This is a genomic window from Hymenobacter taeanensis, assembly GCF_013137895.1.
Lineage (GTDB): Bacteria > Bacteroidota > Bacteroidia > Cytophagales > Hymenobacteraceae > Hymenobacter > Hymenobacter taeanensis.
In genome coordinates this window covers 4,093,947-4,110,305 of sequence record NZ_CP053538.1, presented here as the reverse complement: position 1 = coordinate 4,110,305, position 16,359 = coordinate 4,093,947, and the positions used below count along the sequence as shown (strand labels likewise).

General features: G+C 54.6%; 15 protein-coding genes. 6 read left to right on the top strand and 9 right to left on the bottom strand.

Features of this window, described 5'->3' with window-relative positions; translation table 11 throughout:
* Positions 1-18: 18 nt before the first annotated feature.
* Both HMJ29_RS17175 and HMJ29_RS17170 read right to left on the bottom strand, forming a co-directional pair.
* Entirely contained in the window at positions 19-825 is an 807-nt protein-coding gene (locus HMJ29_RS17175; protein WP_171592646.1) for a hypothetical protein, read from the bottom strand.
* A 21-nt stretch (positions 826-846) separates the two neighbouring features.
* Positions 847-1,671 carry a 2,3,4,5-tetrahydropyridine-2,6-dicarboxylate N-succinyltransferase gene (locus tag HMJ29_RS17170; RefSeq protein ID WP_171592645.1) on the bottom strand — a complete coding sequence of 275 codons (825 nt, stop codon included), beginning with the start codon at positions 1,669-1,671 and terminating at the stop codon, positions 847-849.
* Positions 1,672-1,798: 127 nt separating this feature from the next.
* Between HMJ29_RS17170 and HMJ29_RS17165 the strand changes: the two genes are divergently transcribed.
* The 5 genes from HMJ29_RS17165 (at position 1,799) to HMJ29_RS17145 (ending at position 8,434) form a co-directional block, all read left to right on the top strand.
* Entirely contained in the window at positions 1,799-2,953 is a 1,155-nt protein-coding gene (locus tag HMJ29_RS17165; RefSeq protein ID WP_171592644.1) for a glycosyltransferase family protein, read from the top strand.
* A 93-nt stretch (positions 2,954-3,046) separates the two neighbouring features.
* Complete coding sequence (locus HMJ29_RS17160; RefSeq protein WP_171592643.1) at positions 3,047-4,060, top strand: 3-oxoacyl-ACP synthase III family protein; 1,014 nt, start codon at positions 3,047-3,049, stop codon at positions 4,058-4,060.
* 115 nt (positions 4,061-4,175) lie between these two features.
* On the top strand, positions 4,176-4,835 hold the full coding sequence (locus tag HMJ29_RS17155) for a metal-dependent transcriptional regulator (protein ID WP_171592642.1): 660 nt from the start codon (positions 4,176-4,178) through the stop codon (positions 4,833-4,835).
* A gap of 363 nt (positions 4,836-5,198) precedes the next feature.
* Positions 5,199-6,590, top strand: coding sequence for a tRNA uridine-5-carboxymethylaminomethyl(34) synthesis GTPase MnmE (gene mnmE, locus HMJ29_RS17150; RefSeq protein WP_171592641.1), 1,392 nt, complete (start codon positions 5,199-5,201; stop codon positions 6,588-6,590).
* A 551-nt stretch (positions 6,591-7,141) separates the two neighbouring features.
* Entirely contained in the window at positions 7,142-8,434 is a 1,293-nt protein-coding gene (locus tag HMJ29_RS17145; RefSeq protein ID WP_171592640.1) for a citrate synthase, read from the top strand.
* A gap of 73 nt (positions 8,435-8,507) precedes the next feature.
* Here the strand turns inward: HMJ29_RS17145 and HMJ29_RS17140 are convergent, their stop codons facing one another.
* The 7 genes from HMJ29_RS17140 to lepA form a co-directional block, all read right to left on the bottom strand.
* On the bottom strand, positions 8,508-8,870 hold the full coding sequence (locus tag HMJ29_RS17140) for a DUF4890 domain-containing protein (RefSeq protein ID WP_171592639.1): 363 nt from the start codon (positions 8,868-8,870) through the stop codon (positions 8,508-8,510).
* A gap of 138 nt (positions 8,871-9,008) precedes the next feature.
* Complete coding sequence (locus tag HMJ29_RS17135) at positions 9,009-9,383, bottom strand: hypothetical protein (protein WP_171592638.1); 375 nt, start codon at positions 9,381-9,383, stop codon at positions 9,009-9,011.
* A 303-nt stretch (positions 9,384-9,686) separates the two neighbouring features.
* Positions 9,687-11,636: an OmpA family protein gene (locus tag HMJ29_RS17130; RefSeq protein WP_171592637.1), complete on the bottom strand. Its 1,950-nt coding sequence runs from the start codon at positions 11,634-11,636 to the stop codon at positions 9,687-9,689.
* Between the two features lie 17 nt (positions 11,637-11,653).
* Positions 11,654-12,235, bottom strand: a complete 582-nt coding sequence (locus HMJ29_RS17125; RefSeq protein ID WP_171593388.1) for a 7-carboxy-7-deazaguanine synthase QueE — start codon at positions 12,233-12,235, stop codon at positions 11,654-11,656.
* 290 nt (positions 12,236-12,525) lie between these two features.
* Positions 12,526-13,437, bottom strand: coding sequence for a bifunctional 5,10-methylenetetrahydrofolate dehydrogenase/5,10-methenyltetrahydrofolate cyclohydrolase (locus HMJ29_RS17120; RefSeq protein WP_171592636.1), 912 nt, complete (start codon positions 13,435-13,437; stop codon positions 12,526-12,528).
* Positions 13,438-13,448: 11 nt separating this feature from the next.
* On the bottom strand, positions 13,449-13,628 hold the full coding sequence (locus tag HMJ29_RS17115; RefSeq protein WP_171592635.1) for a hypothetical protein: 180 nt from the start codon (positions 13,626-13,628) through the stop codon (positions 13,449-13,451).
* Between the two features lie 105 nt (positions 13,629-13,733).
* Positions 13,734-15,521 (bottom strand): translation elongation factor 4, encoded by a 1,788-nt coding sequence (gene lepA, locus HMJ29_RS17110; RefSeq protein ID WP_171592634.1) that lies wholly within the window; start codon positions 15,519-15,521, stop codon positions 13,734-13,736.
* Positions 15,522-15,821: 300 nt separating this feature from the next.
* On the opposite strand from lepA, the gene HMJ29_RS17105 reads away from it, so the two are divergent.
* Positions 15,822-16,229 carry a GlcG/HbpS family heme-binding protein gene (locus HMJ29_RS17105; protein WP_171592633.1) on the top strand — a complete coding sequence of 136 codons (408 nt, stop codon included), beginning with the start codon at positions 15,822-15,824 and terminating at the stop codon, positions 16,227-16,229.
* Positions 16,230-16,359 lie beyond the last annotated feature (130 nt).

The window sequence follows — 16,359 nt, the reverse complement described above, 5'->3', positions numbered from 1 at the left end:
ACCTGGCCTAATACTGGCCTAGCGCGTTATCTGCTGCTCAATCTGAAACGGGCCGTGCTCCTGGCCCAGCACATAGTACAGGGCCAGCTTGTTGTAAAGCAGCCGTATGTAGGGCTGCGGCTCGTTAATCTCTAGAATCTGGTTGTCCTTCACGGCAATGAAACCCGTGAGCTGACCAGGATACGCACCATCCTCGCCTACTGCCGGAATGGGCTCAAACGGCGACACGTTGGTGACCGGAATGTAAGCCAGTTTTGGCAGCTCAAACAGGGTTTTGTCGCCAATTGGGATAAAGCCTTTTACGGAGGAGTAGCGGTAGTTGGGGTTCCAGAGCCAGTGCCCGTCAAAGATGTAATACTCCTGGGTACCCAAGCGCAAAAACTCCCGCAACTGAATATTTACTCCAATGCGCCAGTTGGTGCGCTCCTGCAGGGCATTCTGGATTACCGAGAGGCGTACGGGGTCGGGGGTATCGGAGAGCGGCTGGGTAAGGCGGGCCTGTACCACCAGCTCGCAGCCGGCGTACAGATTGAGTAGATGCTGGCGCCAGGCGTTTACCGGGCCTAGTTCGTAGGCCTCCTGCCGGGTCAGCTCGAAGAAGTTATAGGTGTAAGGGCCGGCAATGGCTACACCATCGCGGCCGTTGGGCTCGGCCCACTCCACCAGAAAACACGGGCGGCTTTTACCATCCACCCAGGGCAGCTCCCGATTAAAGGCTACCCGCATCTGAATGGATTCTGGCTCAATTCCCAGCTCCTGGGCAATGTACTCGCGCACTTCATCGCGGGCCTGCGCCGCGGAAACAACTTGTGGGTGTTTACTCATAAGAGAAGGTAATGGAGCGCGTTAAACAGCAACGTTGTGCTCGCGCAGAGCATCGTTGAGGGAAGTCTTGAGGTCGGTGCTAGGCTTGCGCTGACCAATAATGAGGGCGCAAGGCACGTGGTACTCACCGGCCGGAAACTGCTTAGGCAACGAGCCCGGTATTACCACCGAGCGGGCCGGCACGTAACCGCGATATTCCTTAGGCTCAGCGCCCGTTACGTCAATAATGCGGGTGCTGCCGGTGATGGTAACCCCGGCACCAATTACGGCTTCCTTACCCACAAAGCAGCCTTCAACCAGAATGCTGCGTGAGCCTACGAAGGCGCCATCTTCTACAATTACCGGAGCCGCCTGCACGGGCTCTAGTACGCCACCAATGCCCACGCCACCGCTCAGGTGCACACCCGCGCCTATTTGCGCGCAGGAGCCCACTGTAGCCCAGGTATCTACCATGGTGCCCTCGCCAACCCACGCGCCAATGTTCACGTAGCTCGGCATCATAATTACGCCGGAAGCCAGGTAAGCACCGTAGCGCGCCACGGCCGGGGGCACCACGCGCACACCCTGCTGCTCATAGTTGCTCTTTAGGCGCATCTTGTCGCGGAACTCAAAGGGGCCCACCTCAATGGTTTCCATTTGCCGGATGGGGAAGTACATGATAACTGCCTTTTTCACCCAATCATTCACCTGCCAGTCGGCTCCTTCGGTAGCGCCGGGCTGGGCTACGCGCAAGCGGCCCTTGTCAAGTTCTTCAATGATGTGGTGAATAGCCTCAGTGGTAGCAGCCTGCTGCAGCAAGCTACGGTCGTTCCAGGCGGCTTCTATGGTGTGTTGGAGGTCGGACATGAAAATGAGGGTGTCAGTAAATGAAGGTCAGTTTTGCGTAGTAAGCCATTGGTACAGGCGGGCAGACTAACAACTGCCACCCAACACCCAACAACTCACAAGCAAACTTACCATCTTCACGGCCAATATGCCGCGTTTCGTTACCATTTTACTCGCCTCCGTGCTTAAGCCGCTGGATGACACCCGCATGTTAGACAAGTTTGCCCGCACGCTGGCCCAGCGCCCAAACACCCAGGTGCACGTAGCTGGCCGCCTCGCTCCTGCCCCTGCTGGTCTGCCGAGTAACGTCTACACGCATGCCTTACTGGAGGGCACGCGCCTGAGCTGGGCTCGCCTGCAGGCGCAGTGGCACTACTGGCGGCTTTTGCAGCGGGTGCAACCCACCCTGGTAATTGTACACGCCCCAGAACTACTGCCTCTTACTGTGCTGTGGCAGGCGCTAGGCCAGGGTGGGCGCTTCGTGTATGATGTTCGGGAGAACTATGCGCTCAACATCCAGACTCAGCAGGTGTACCCGGCCTGGGCGCGGGGGCTGCTGGCGGGGCTGGTCAGGTGGCTGGAAGCGCTGGCGGCTCGGCGCGCCACTGCCGTGCTGCTGGCTGAGCGGAGCTACGCCGAGGAGCTGCCTTTCCTGCAGCCGGAGCACACGCTGATTATTGAAAACAAGTACCAGCCTTATACTGCTTCCCATCAGCAAAAGGCGCTAGGCCCCCTCCCGGCTACCTCTGAACCCTTGCGCCTGCTGTACTCAGGTACTATCTCCGCATTAAACGGCGTATTCGAGGCGCTAATCTTCTGGCACCAAGTACGGGCAGTGTGGCCGCTGGCTCACCTCACTATCATGGGGTTTTGTCAGCAACCGGCCCTGCTGGAGCGCCTGCGTGCCGCCGTGGCCGAGGCGGGCGCTGGCGTAACCCTGGTTGGGGGCAATACACTGGTGCCCCACGCCCATATTGTGGCTGAAATCGGGCGTAGCCACTTAGGTCTTTTGCCTTACCGGCCGCACCCAAGCACTGCCCAGTGCATTCCTACCAAGCTGTTTGAGTACCTCGCCCACGGCCTGCCCATGGTACTGCCGCCGAACCCGCTTTGGCGGGGCATCGTGGAGCCATATCAGGCCGGAGTCTGGGTTGATTTTCAAGCTCTAGGCCACTCCCCGCTCTCAAAAGCCACTTTACTAGCCCTATTACGGCAACCTTTTTACCCAGCCGGAGTCCCTGAGGAGGCATTTTGGTCCTCCGAAGCGGAAAAGTTACACCACCTTATGAATTCTATAAAGTAACTGCCGACCTTTGCGGCCCGTTTACGAGGTAGGATTCCGATTTTCTTTACATTCGGCTCCCTTTTTCGTCCTGTACCTCGCAACTCCCACCTGATGAGTAACACCCTACGATTTTCTGAAATTGCCGGTGTAGGCCACTACGTGCCCGACCGTGTTGTAACCAACGCCGATATTACCAGCCTGATGGAAACCACCGACGAGTGGATTCAGGAACGCACTGGCATTAAGGAGCGCCGCTGGTTTGAGGAAGGCAAAGACACCACCGCCAACATGGCCGCTAATGCGGCCCGCAAGGCTCTGGAAATGGCCGGCCTCACCCCCGACGATGTACAGATGATTGTCTTCGCCACGTTGTCGCCCGACTACTTTTTCCCTGGCTCCGGCGTGCTCTTGCAGCGTGAGCTGGGCATTAAGGCACCCATTCCGGCCTTCGACGTTCGCAACCAGTGCTCGGGCTTCGTGTACTCGCTCTCAATGGCCGATCAGTTCATCAAGACGGGCATGTATGACACGGTGCTGGTAGTGGGCTCTGAGATTCATTCCTCGGGCCTCGATATCAGCACCCGCGGCCGGGCCGTATCCGTTATTTTCGGTGATGGCGCCGGTGCTGTGGTACTGCGCCCCAGCACCAAGGAAGGCCATGGCATTCTGAGCACCCACCTCCACTCTCAGGGTGAGCACGCCGAAGAGCTGATTGTAAAGGAGCCAGGCTCCAACCGTAACAACCGGGTACAGTACGTGGTAGACAATGAGCTTGACATGTACCCCCACATGAACGGACAAAATGTGTTCAAGCATGCCGTTGTTCGTTTCCCGCAGGTAATCAAGGAGGCCCTCGACCAGAACGGCTACCAGCCCCAGGACATCGACATGCTGATTCCGCATCAAGCTAACCTGCGCATTACGCAATACGTGCAGCAGAAAATGGGGCTTTCCGACGACAAAGTCTATAGCAACGTGCAGCGTTATGGCAACACCACGGCTGCCTCAGTGCCCATTGCGCTAAGCGAGGCTTACCAGGAAGGCCGCATCAAGCGCGGCGACCTAGTGTGTCTGGCTGCCTTCGGCTCCGGCTTTACCTGGGCCTCTGCCCTGATTCGCTGGTAACAGCTTTAATGATCAATTAACAATGAGCAATTAGCAGTGACCAGCCCTCAGCTGGTAAGCGGAGACTCCGCTATTCATTGTTAATTGCTCATTGCTCATTGTTAATTTAGTTCACGTGCCTAGCTACACCGAGGAGAACTACTTAAAAGCCATCTATAAACTGGCCGAAGCTCAGCCGGGTGTTGAGGTCAGCACCAACCGGGTTGCGGAGGTGCTGCAGACGCGCGCGGCTTCCGTGACGGATATGCTGCGCCGCCTGGGTGAGAAGGGCCTCCTGCACTACACCCGTTACCGGGGCGTATCGCTGACGGAGGAAGGGCGGCGTTTGGCGCTGCTCACTATCCGTAAGCACCGGTTGTGGGAAGTGTTTCTGGTGCAGCAGCTCAACTTCAGCTGGGACGAGGTACACGACGTAGCCGAGCAGATGGAGCACATTGACTCCGACCTGCTCATTCAGCGCCTCGATGAATTCCTGGGCTTCCCACAACTCGACCCCCACGGCGACCCAATTCCGACGGCTGAAGGAGCCATCCTGCGCCCCCAGCACCGCCTGGTCGCCGACCTGCTACCCGGTGACCGGGGAACCGTTGTAGCCGTCAAAAACACCTCTGTTCCGTTCCTGCAATACCTGGATAAGGTTGGGCTTAACCTCGGCACCAAGCTTGAAGTATTGGATAAGATAGTATTCGATAACTCACTTGAGATTAGAATAAATAACACAGACAAATACCTGATATCTTCGGAGGTAAGCCGTAACCTGTACGTGACGGATTGATACCTAAATTAAGCACATCAAACCAGAACGTCAGGTCGAGCTGGTAGAGACATCTCGCGTGCCGACGTTTGGAACACGTGACCTTGCACTTCAGCACAGAGCACTAGGCACTAGGGTGCATGCCTGACAATACCCTTCCTGCGTCAGGAGGGCGTGTTTTTAAGTGAGCTACCCCTGCAACATCAGCACAGGAAGTGTTTCGCATGCTCGACGTGATGACGTATTGAAAGCAGATAAGTGCTCCTATCGGCATTTAACACTAACCCTGCATTCTACCTCCCTGTAAAGGCCTACCCACAGTAGTTGCTAGTGGCCTAGGCCACTACCGCGTACCTTTGCAGCTGTATCACTCATTCAGTTCCCGTGGCCTTACCACTCCCCGTTTCGCTTTCCGATACCATTGTGGCGCTGTCTACCCCACCGGGCTCAGGTGCCATTGCCCTCGTTCGTCTTTCGGGCCCGCAGGCCATCAGCATTACCGACAAGGTATTTGGGGGTAAGCGGCTGCAAGACCAAGCCGGACACACGCTCCACTTCGGTACCATCCGCGACGGGCAGAGGATTATTGATGAGGTGGTGGTATCTCTTTTCCGGGGCCCCAACTCCTATACCAAGGAAGATGTAGTGGAAATCAGCACCCACGGCTCCGACTTTATTGTGCAGGAGTTGCTGGCCCTGCTGGTGCGCCGCGGGGCCCGGCTAGCTGAAGCCGGCGAGTTCACCAAGCGAGCCTTCCTGCATGGGGCCTTTGACTTGGCCCAGGCTGAAGCCGTGGCCGACCTCATTGCCGCTGACTCGGCCCTGTCGCACCAGGTAGCTATGCAGCAGATGCGTGGGGGCTTTTCCCAGGAGCTGCGCGACCTGCGTGCCCGTTTAGTACAGTTTGCAGCCTTGCTGGAATTGGAACTCGACTTCGGTGAAGAGGACGTGGAGTTTGCTGACCGGACTGGCCTAGTGCAATTACTCCAGGAAGTCCAGGCCCTGGTTCACCGCCTGCTCCGCTCCTTTGAGCTCGGCAACGTTATCAAGCATGGCGTAACTACCGTTATTGCCGGGCGGCCCAATGCTGGCAAGAGTACCCTGCTTAACGCCCTGCTTAACGAGGAGCGCGCCATCGTTTCGGAAGTAGCCGGCACCACCCGCGACCTGATTGAAGATGAGGTCAGCCTTGATGGTATCCGTTTCCGGTTCGTAGATACCGCCGGCCTGCGCGATACCACCGACGTGGTAGAATCCATTGGGGTAGAGCGCACCAAGAAACGAGTACTACAAGCCGCTTTGGTTGTATATCTATTTGATATCACGACTACTTCCCCCCAAGAGCTTCAAGCAGAAATTGAAGCATTGCAACTTCCTGCAGCTGTCCCGGTGTTAGCCGTTGGCAACAAGCTTGATGTAGCTTCCGACACCGAAATTGCTGCCTTCCGCTCCCGTCCCGGCACCGCACTAATTGCCGCCTCTCGTGGCGATGGCCTCGACGAGCTACGGGAAACTCTGCTCAACGTAGTGCGCGGCGAAGGGCTTGACCGAACCGGCGGCACGACCATCGTCACCAACGTACGCCATGCCCGCAGCCTCGAGCAGGCCGCTCAGCATCTGGATGCTGTGCTGACTGGCCTAGCCACCGGCAGCGGCACCGAGCTGCTGGCCGCCGACCTTCGCCATGCCCTCGCTGACCTTGGCCAGATAACCGGTGAAATCAGCAACGAGGACCTGCTCACCAGCATCTTCACCCAGTTCTGTATTGGCAAGTAGGTAAGTGGCCTAGGCCACCTTCATACAGGCACATCAGTGTACCAGCACCTGGCGGAACGGATTTTTGCTGCCTACATGAGGTATCCTGCTGGAACTAGGTGCGTTCTGTCACTTATTGCCAGGTTATTCCTGACATAAGTGCTGTTGTAGCCAGGCCGGATAGTGCAACCTGATGGCATACCGCCTAAACTCACCTGGCTCGACGGGAGCCTTTCCGGAACAAGTGCTGTTGATATACTTGGTTGCCACTAGTCTTAACATCTGGTGGGCGGCTTCTGGCTCTGTACTAACATTGTAGCTTGTAACTGACACAATTTTCAGAGTCAAACTTATCGTTAAAAGGCAGTTACCCTTATCAACTTATATTCCTTCATCAAAAAAATAGTCTCTATACCACATATTTCCCACGTGGTCCTTTTCTTTGTGGCTTCACCTCAACGGCAAACAACAACCGGGCGGGTTTTGTAGTATAGACGCCAACTGCTCATGGGGATTCCGACTACTGGTAACTCCGTAGTCTTGCCCCGTAACCCACCCTCTAACCCACGCTTATGGCAGAATCTGCTGAACTTATCCTCGACGGGAAATCCATCTCTCTCCCCGTTATTGAAGGCACCGAACACGAAAAAGCATTCGACATCGGTAAGCTGCGTGACCAAACGGGCTACGTAACCCTGGATTCAGGTTATAAAAACACCGGTGCTACCAAGAGCGCCATCACCTTCCTTGATGGTGAGGAAGGCATTTTGCGTTACCGCGGGTATCCTATTGAGCAGCTGGCGGAGAAATCCAGCTTTATTGAGGTGGCCTACCTGCTGATCTACGGCAAACTGCCCACCCAGGCAGAACTTGCAGACTTCAGCAACCAGATTACCAAGCACACGCTGGTGCATGAAGACGTTCGGAAGATTTTCGACGGCTTCCCCTCGGCCGCTCACCCCATGGCTATTCTCAGCAGCCTGATCTGCGCACTCACTGCCTTCTACCCTGAAAGCGTATCGCCAGATCTGAACAAGGAGGAGATTGACCTGAATGTAATTCGGTTGATGGCCAAGCTGCCCACCATTGCCGCCTGGACCTACAAAAACCAGATGGGTCATCCGCTGAACTATCCGCGGAATGACATGGACTATTGCTCCAACTTCCTGCACATGATGTTCAGCTTCCCCACGGAGAAGTATGAGCTCAACCCGGTAGTTGTAAGCGCCCTCAACAAGCTGCTGATTTTGCACGCCGACCACGAGCAGAACTGCTCTACCTCTACCGTACGTCTGGTGGGTTCGGCCAATGCTTCGTTGTATGGCTCGGTATCGGCTGGTATCAACGCTCTATGGGGCCCGCTGCACGGTGGCGCCAACCAGGAGGTTGTTGAGATGCTGGAAGCTATTGAGCGCGACGGTGGTGACACCAGCAAGTTCATTGCGAAGGCCAAAGACAAGAATGATTCTTTCCGTCTGATGGGCTTCGGCCACCGCGTGTACAAGAACTTTGACCCGCGTGCTACCATCATCAAGAAGGCAGCCGATGAAGTTCTGACCGCTCTGGGTCTGGAGAATAGCCCTCTGCTGAAGATTGCCAAGGAACTGGAGCAAGCCGCTTTGACCGATGAGTACTTCGTGCAGCGCAAGCTCTACCCGAACGTTGACTTCTACTCTGGCATCATTTACAAAGCGTTAGGTATCCCCACCGAAATGTTTACGGTAATGTTTGCCCTGGGCCGCCTCCCCGGCTGGATTGCCCAGTGGAAAGAAATGCGCGAGAACAAAGAGCCTATCGGTCGTCCTCGTCAGATTTACACCGGCGAAACGGAGCGCGACTACGTATCCATTCAGGACCGCAACTAGTTTGCTCTTGTTAAGAACAACAAAAAAGCCTGCTGTTAGCGGGCTTTTTTGCGTTCTAAGGGCTTGTCACTGACTATCGCAGGTTCACGGCCGTCATGCTTAGTTTCGTTTGATCATAGAGCGCCATTTGACGGGGACGCAGAATGGTGGCCAAGTCCCACTCATAGCGCATTTGCACGTTAGCCATGGCTTCATCCAGAGCGGTGGCATCGTTGGCTAGCTGCTTGCGCAGTTCGGCGGTTTCAGTTAGCAGGCGCAAGTTTAGCTGGCGCACTTTTACATATTGGCCTTCACTCAGAGGAAGTTTCTCAGCCATCTGACGAGTCATGGCTTTAGCCCGCTCGCTCAGGCGTGAACCATCAGCTGGCGCAGCAGCTTGCGCAGTTCCAACGTAGCACATAGCACAAAGCAGCAGAAGAGTAGCGAAGTTTTTCATGGTGGGTAGAGTTAGGATTGGAAGGAAGAAAAGAATAAGACAGCGCCAGTGAATTTGCTTACTGACAAAAGCTCTATAGGTATGTGAGGGCACCGGAAAATTCAGAGGGCCTGCGTAAACAGGCCCTCTGGAAAGATGTTAGTGATTGGTTTGGCCGAGAGCCGTCATGCTAGTGCGTGCCTGCTGATACAAGGCTATCTGATTAGGGCGCAACAGACCCATAAGATCTGCTTCATACTTCGCCTGTGCATCAGCCATGCGTTGATCCAAGGCGGCTGGGTCACCGGCCAACCGGCTCTTAAGCTCATCCATCTCGGTGAGCATTTGCGTATTAAGCTGCTTCAGGCGCAGATACTGCCCTTCATCGAGCCGGGCTTTTTCAGCTACAGTACGCGTGAGGGCAGTGGCGCGCGCCTTTATGCTAGAAGTACCATCGCCCTCAGAGTTGGGAGTGGCGCTGGAAGCTAACTGCAGACCAACCATTAGGAAAGCGAAGAAGTAGGCTTTTTTCATAGTAGCGAAAATGTAGAATGAGTTGAATTGAAGGGCAGAGTACAATTCAAGGTGTTGAAAACACTGTCTGAGTACTAGGTGAACATCTAATGTTTCAGCAACCTCGATATCCAAATATACAAATCACTATTTAATAAAAAAATGAATTTTTATAACTATTCTATTCTATAACTTTTGCAAGATTATAGTACAAATCTCATTACCAGCCCTTTATTATGATCACATAAAAGAATGCCTATAAACAAAAAAAATCCATCTGCTTATGCAAATGGATTTTTAACAGCACTGTGGGTTCGTTTAGGGCTACAAGATTCTCAACTCAATCCGGCGGTTCTGCTGCCGGTGGGAGTCAGAGTCATTGGGCACTAGGGGTTTTGTTTCCCCATAGCCCTTAAAGCGTAACCGCGTTGCTTTAACTCCTTGGCCAACCAGATAGGTGTACACCGATTTGGCCCGGTTCTGAGAAAGTGAGAGATTGTCATCATCAGACCCTACATCATCTGTGTGCCCGGAAATCTCAACCTGAATATCCGGGTACTGTTTCATGAAAGTAACCAAGCGGCTAAGCTCAGTCCGGGACTTTGGCTTCAACTCATACTCGTTGGTATCAAAAAACAGATTATTAAGCACAATACTTCGGCCAGCCCGTACGGGCTCCAGGTAGATGTCCAGCGTTAGGGGGTCAAACGTGCGCTTGTCGCTGTAGTCGAAGCTCAGGCTCTTCATGAGGTACTTACCGGCAGCAGCATACATAGCGTACTGGCGGCCTTCGTTTAGCACCACGGTATATTCGCCGTTTTCAGCGTCGGAGCCTACGTATTGCACCAGCTCATCAGTATTGAGGTCATACAGCTGCACATCAGCCTGAATGGGCTGTTTTGTAACAGCATCAAACACGCGCCCCTGGGTATATGTGCTGGTTTCGCGCGCCCTAATCACTTCGGGCACCTCGAAACCAAACAATTCTACAGGCCGGTCGCGCTCTTGCTTTACGCCTGGCTCAGCCGCCCGCGAACGGGAGCAGAAGCCACGGCGGTTATCCGAGCTGATAAACAAGGAGGCTTCGTTCTCAAAGGTGTTGAGCGGATATCCCAGGTTGGTGGGCATACCCCATTTACTGGGCGCCTGCAGCTCGCAACGGTATATATCCAAGCCACCCATCCCCACAAGGCCATCGGTCACGTAATATAGCGTAGTGCCGCTAGCGTGAATGAAGGGTGCCATGTCTTTGCCCAAAGTATTTACCGGCTCCCCTAAATTGCGGGCGGGCGTCCAGTTGCCGTCGGCGTCGAGTGTGGTTACGTAAATATCTTCCTGCCCTTTGCCACCGCGCCGGGTACTGGTAAAGTAAAGGGTGCGGCCATCTGCCGAAAGACTAGGTTGCGAGTCCCACTCTGGTGAGTTAACGCTTCGGCCCAGGTTTTGCGGCTTGCTCCAGTTGTTGCCCGTTCGCCGGGAAATATACAAGTCACAGTTTCCCACCGAATTAGGTCGGTCGCAGGAGGCAAACACCAGCGTTTTACCATCGCCGGAGATAGTGCCAGCGCCTTCGTTGTAGGGTGTGTTAATAGCTGGCGAAATGGAAGTGGGCTCCCCAATGACACCCTCTTTGGTGAAGCGGCTTACAAAGAGGTCTTCTCCGCTATCAGCCATAGGCCTGCCGGTGAAGAGCAGAAAACGGCTATCGGCAGTTAAGGCAGGGAAATATTGAAAGCGAAAGTTGTTGAGAGGCTGGCCCAGGCGTTCAGGTTGGGGCCCAGTTGGGGCTGCCATGGCCTTCTCAGCAAACTCACAGTTGAGTAGCTGCCGTTGCGCCCGAGGTGCGTTACGTAAATTTCGGGCACCAGACTTCAGGTACTTACGGTAGCTATCGGCAGCCGTCTTGTACTCGCCAAAAGTCATAGCCAGCTCGCCCAGCGTGTAAAACTCATTGGCATGGCTGGCATCAATTGCAATCTTGCTCACGCCGTTGCGATAGGCCTCAAATGCCAAGCTGTTTTCGCCCATAGCCTTTAGCAGCGAGCCTTTCATCAGGTAAGGCTCCCCCAGCGAGGGAAACTTCTCGTTCAGCTGGGTGAGGGTTTCCAGTGCCTTGTCAAAGTCGCGGTCCTTAGCCTGACTTTGTGCTTTTTCCCAAAGGTTTCTGGCCTTGGTATTCGTAGTTGCCAGTTTGGCCTGCGCTGCGGCACTCATGGGTGACAGCCCGCCGGCCAACAGTAGCACAAACAAGGGAGCAGAAAGCAGACGGCGCATAAATAAGCAGAAGGATACTACGGAATGTCGAGAAACTTGTGGGTCTGTAACGAGACCTGCCACTTCGGGTTTTCCTTCACATAGTCAACAATGAGGGGCATCATCTGTGGGGCTTTGCTCCACTCAGGCTGCAAATACAGCCGGCAGCCTGGGCTAACCATTGCCGCATGCTGCTCTGCCCAGACAAAATCTGACTTGTTAAACACAATGATTTTCAGCTCGTGAGCCGCTGCCAGCACCTCTGGCAAGGGCGCTTTGAATTTCTTGGGCGAAACGCAAATCCAGTCCCAGTCCCCACTCAGGCGGTAAGCCCCAGAAGTTTCAATCCAGTTCTGGCACCCGGCGCTGTGCAGGGCCGCTGTTAGAGGGCCCAAATCGTGCATCAGCGGCTCACCCCCAGTGATTACTACGTTGCGCCCAGCATGGGCAGTAGCTGCCGATACAATATCCTCGATGCTTGCTTTGGGGTGCGCGTCTGCATCCCACGACTCTTTCACATCGCACCAAACGCAGCCCACATCGCAGCCCCCAAGGCGCACGAAGTAGGCGGCTCGGCCTGTATTAAAGCCTTCGCCCTGAATGGTGTAAAACTGCTCCATCAGGGGCAGTGCAGGTGCCGGGGCCCCACCTGTCGGGGCTACCGACGTAATAGGAAGTACGTGCAGCAAAACGGGTATTCTAAAACGGTAAGCCGGGCCGTCAGACAGAAGGTGATAGTTCAGCACCAATTCTATTTACTGACGGCCCGACTTTAAAAGTAGTATAACGCCACGAAATCTAAAAGCCTGAAGTAGCTTTAATTGGATTTTAAGAGGCGATTATCAGTTACTTGCAATGCAGAATCGGTTGGCAGCCTGTAGCTGGCTTTGCCGTGTGTCCCCTACACTACTTACTTTGGGTATACCTCACCCTTAGCGGCGCGCAGGGTATTTAGCAGTAGCATGGCAATAGTCATGGGGCCTACACCACCCGGTACAGGGGTAATGTAGGAACTCAATGGTGCTACCTCAGCGAAGTTAACATCACCTTTTAGGGCCCAACCAGATTTTTTCGTAGCGTCTTCTACGCGGGTGGTACCCACATCAATTACTACGGCACCAGGCTTTACCATATCAGCCGTTACGAACTCTGGGCGGCCCAGTGCGGCCACCAGAATATCAGCGGTACGGGTAATCTCGGCCAGGTTCTGAGTACGAGAGTGACATAAAGTAACGGTACAGTTACCAGGCTCTAAGTTCTTAGCCAATAGTATACTAACCGGCGTACCTACTATGTTCGAGCGCCCGATCACCACGCAATGTTTGCCATCGGTGGGCAGTTCATACCGCCGCAGGAGCTCCACAATACCAGAGGGCGTAGCCGGCAGCAAAGCTGGCAGGCCTGCTACCATCCGGCCAATGTTCATGGGGTGGAAGCCATCTACATCCTTCTCGGGGCGGATAGCCTCGATTACCTTTTCGGACGAAATATGGCGAGGAAGCGGTAGCTGCACAATGAAGCCATCAATGTTCTCATCTTGGTTTAGCTCCTCAACCTTAGCCAGCAATTCTGCTTCCGTGATGTCGTCTTCGTACCGCAGCAGGGTACTCTCAAACCCCACCCGCTCGCAGGCAAGCACCTTGTTGCGCACGTAGGTTTCAGAGCCACCATCATGGCCAACCAGAATAGCGGCCAAATGTGGCACCTTTTGACCAGCAAGTTTGCGCTGAGTTACCTCAGCGGCAATTTCTTCTTTAATGGCCTCGGCGGTATGCTTGCCGTCGATGAGGCGGTATGTGGTGGCGTCGGGGGCAGTGGTCATGCTAGGTATAGTTAGTGCTGTTCTTGGTTTTTCTTGGCTGCGTGGGCGGCTATGGCCTCATTGCCGGCCGCCATCAGGGCTTTCTCCATTTCAGGCCAGTCGTTGCGCCAGCGGAACTTCTGCTCTTGGCCTTTACGAATTTTTTCCAGCTGCTCAGGGCTCGTACAGTTCTTGGTTAGGCTGTTATTCATCTGTTTTGGATAATCATACCACGCCGTGCAAAGAAGTGTATGAGGTGAAAAATGGTGTAAGAGGAACGCAAAAAAAACGCGCCCTTGCGAGGCGCGTTTCAGTCTTTAATCGATTTTCAATACGGCCAGGAAGGCCTCTTGAGGTATTTCTACGGAGCCCACTTGGCGCATCCGCTTTTTGCCTTCTTTCTGCTTTTCCAGCAGCTTGCGCTTCCGGCTGATGTCGCCGCCGTAGCACTTGGCCAGTACATTTTTGCGCAGAGCCTTCACGGTTTCGCGGGCAATGATTTTTTGCCCGATGCTGGCCTGTATGGCAATTTCGAACATCTGGCGGGGGAGCAGTTCGCGGAGCTTCTCGCACAAGCGGCGGCCCCACTCATAGGATTTGCTGCGGTGCACAATGGCCGACAAGGCATCGACCTTTTCGCCGTTCAGCATGATATCCAGCTTCACCATGTCCGACTCGCGGAAGCCGATCAGCTCATAGTCGAGCGAAGCGTAACCGCGGGAGATGGTTTTCAGCTTGTCGAAGAAGTCGAACACGATTTCTGACAGTGGCAGCTCAAACGACAGCTCTACCCGCTCACTGGTCAGGTAGCTCTGGCCTTTAATGATGCCCCGCTTCTCCATGCACAGCGTGATGATGGGCCCTACATAGTCGGCAGCCGTAATGATCTGGGCCTTGATGAAGGGTTCTTCAATCAGCTTGATGGAATTTGGCTCCGGCATTTCGGAGGGCGCATTGATGGTCAGGAGCTGATCTTTGGTACCCGTGGCGTGGAACTGCACTGAGGGCACCGTGGTAATCACCGTCATGTTGAACTCGCGCTCCAGACGTTCCTGCACAATCTCCATGTGCAGCATACCCAGGAAGCCGCAACGGAAGCCGAAGCCCAGGGCCACGGACGTCTCAGGCTCCCATACCAGGGAGGCGTCATTGAGCTGCAGCTTTTCCATGCAGGAACGCAACTCCTCGTACTCGGTGGTATCAACGGGGTAGATACCGGCGAATACCATGGGCTTCACATCAGCAAAGCCCTGAATGGCTTCCATGGTAGGCCTAGCTACGTGCGTAATGGTGTCACCGACCTTTACTTCGCGGGCTTCTTTGATGCCGGAAATCAGGTAGCCCACATTGCCGGCGGAAATTTCGGGGCGGGGCTCCTGGTTGAGGCCAAGAATACCAATTTCGTCGGCGCCATATTCTTTGCCGGTGGCCATGAAGCGGAGCTTATCGCCCTTGCGCATGGTGCCGTTCTTAATGCGGAATAGTACTTCGATACCCCGGTAGGAGTTAAACACCGAGTCGAAGATGAGGGCCTGCAAGGGAGCCTCCGGGTCGCCCTGAGGCGCGGGAATACGCTCGCAGATGGCGTTCAGGATGGCTTCAATGCCAATGCCCGACTTACCCGAGGCCGGAATAATCTCATCCCGGTCACAGCCAATGAGGTCTACAATTTCATCTGACACTTCCTCCGGCATGGAGTGGGGCAGGTCAATCTTGTTGAGAACCGGGATAATAGTGAGGTCGGAACCGATAGCCAGGTACAGGTTCGAAATCGTCTGGGCTTCGATACCCTGCGAAGAATCCACGATTAGCAGAGCGCCTTCGCAGGCAGCAATGGAGCGGGATACCTCGTAGCTAAAGTCGACGTGACCAGGCGTGTCGATCAGGTTCAGCGTGTATATCTCCCCTTTATAGGGGTACTGCATCTGGATGGCGTGGCTCTTGATAGTGATGCCTCGCTCCCGCTCCAGATCCATGTTGTCGAGCAGTTGCGCTTGCATATCGCGCTTCGATACGGTACTGGTAAATTCCAGTAGTCGGTCGGCCAGGGTGCTCTTACCGTGGTCGATGTGGGCGATGATGCAGAAATTGCGGATGTTCTTCACTAGAGGCAGTTTTTTCCAAGGGCGAAGGTACTAAAATTGCCTCGTAAATGCTAACTGAAGCGGTTATTGCACCGTCAGCTAGCCCTATTCTACATTCTTGCTAGCCCTTTAGCATGGTTGGTTTGCCTAGGCCTGGGCGGTATTACAGGTCTATAACAGACCTAGGCCACAGACGTTCCCTGTAGTTTTTGGTGCTGACCGATATCAATCGGCCTCGCTTCCGGTTAAGTAGTGGCTAGCAATAGGCAAAATACCGTTGTAGGCAAAATCATTACATCTACTTAACCCCCAATCAACACCATGGGAATCTCCCTCGAACTTGCTCAACAAGCCATACACGCCGCTCATCAGAAAGCCCTCGACATGGGCGTTAAAATGAATATTGCCGTGGTTGACGCCGGCGCCAACCTAACGGCCTTCATCCGGATGGATGATGCCTGGCTCGGCTCTCTCGACATCTCCATCCGCAAGGCTAAAACTGCCCGCTACTTCGATATGCCTACCGGCGACCTGGGCAAGGCTTCGCAGCCAGGTGGCTCTCTCTACAATATTGAGCACTCAAATGGAGGCCTAATTACTTTCCCCGGAGGCATCCCAATTCTAGACGCTAGCGGCCGCGTTATTGGAGCCATCGGCGTGTCGGGCAGCACCGTAGAAGACGACCACGCCGTAGCGGAGGCGGGCGTGCGGGCCGTAGAAAACCAGTAGTATTAGTGGCCTAGGCCACTCAATGCAGCCGGACTGCCCAGCGGCGGTCCGGCTGTTTTATGTAGGTCAGTTACACAACTAGGTGGCTAGCGACCAACTGGGCGTAGCCAGGCCAAAATATCTTCACTGA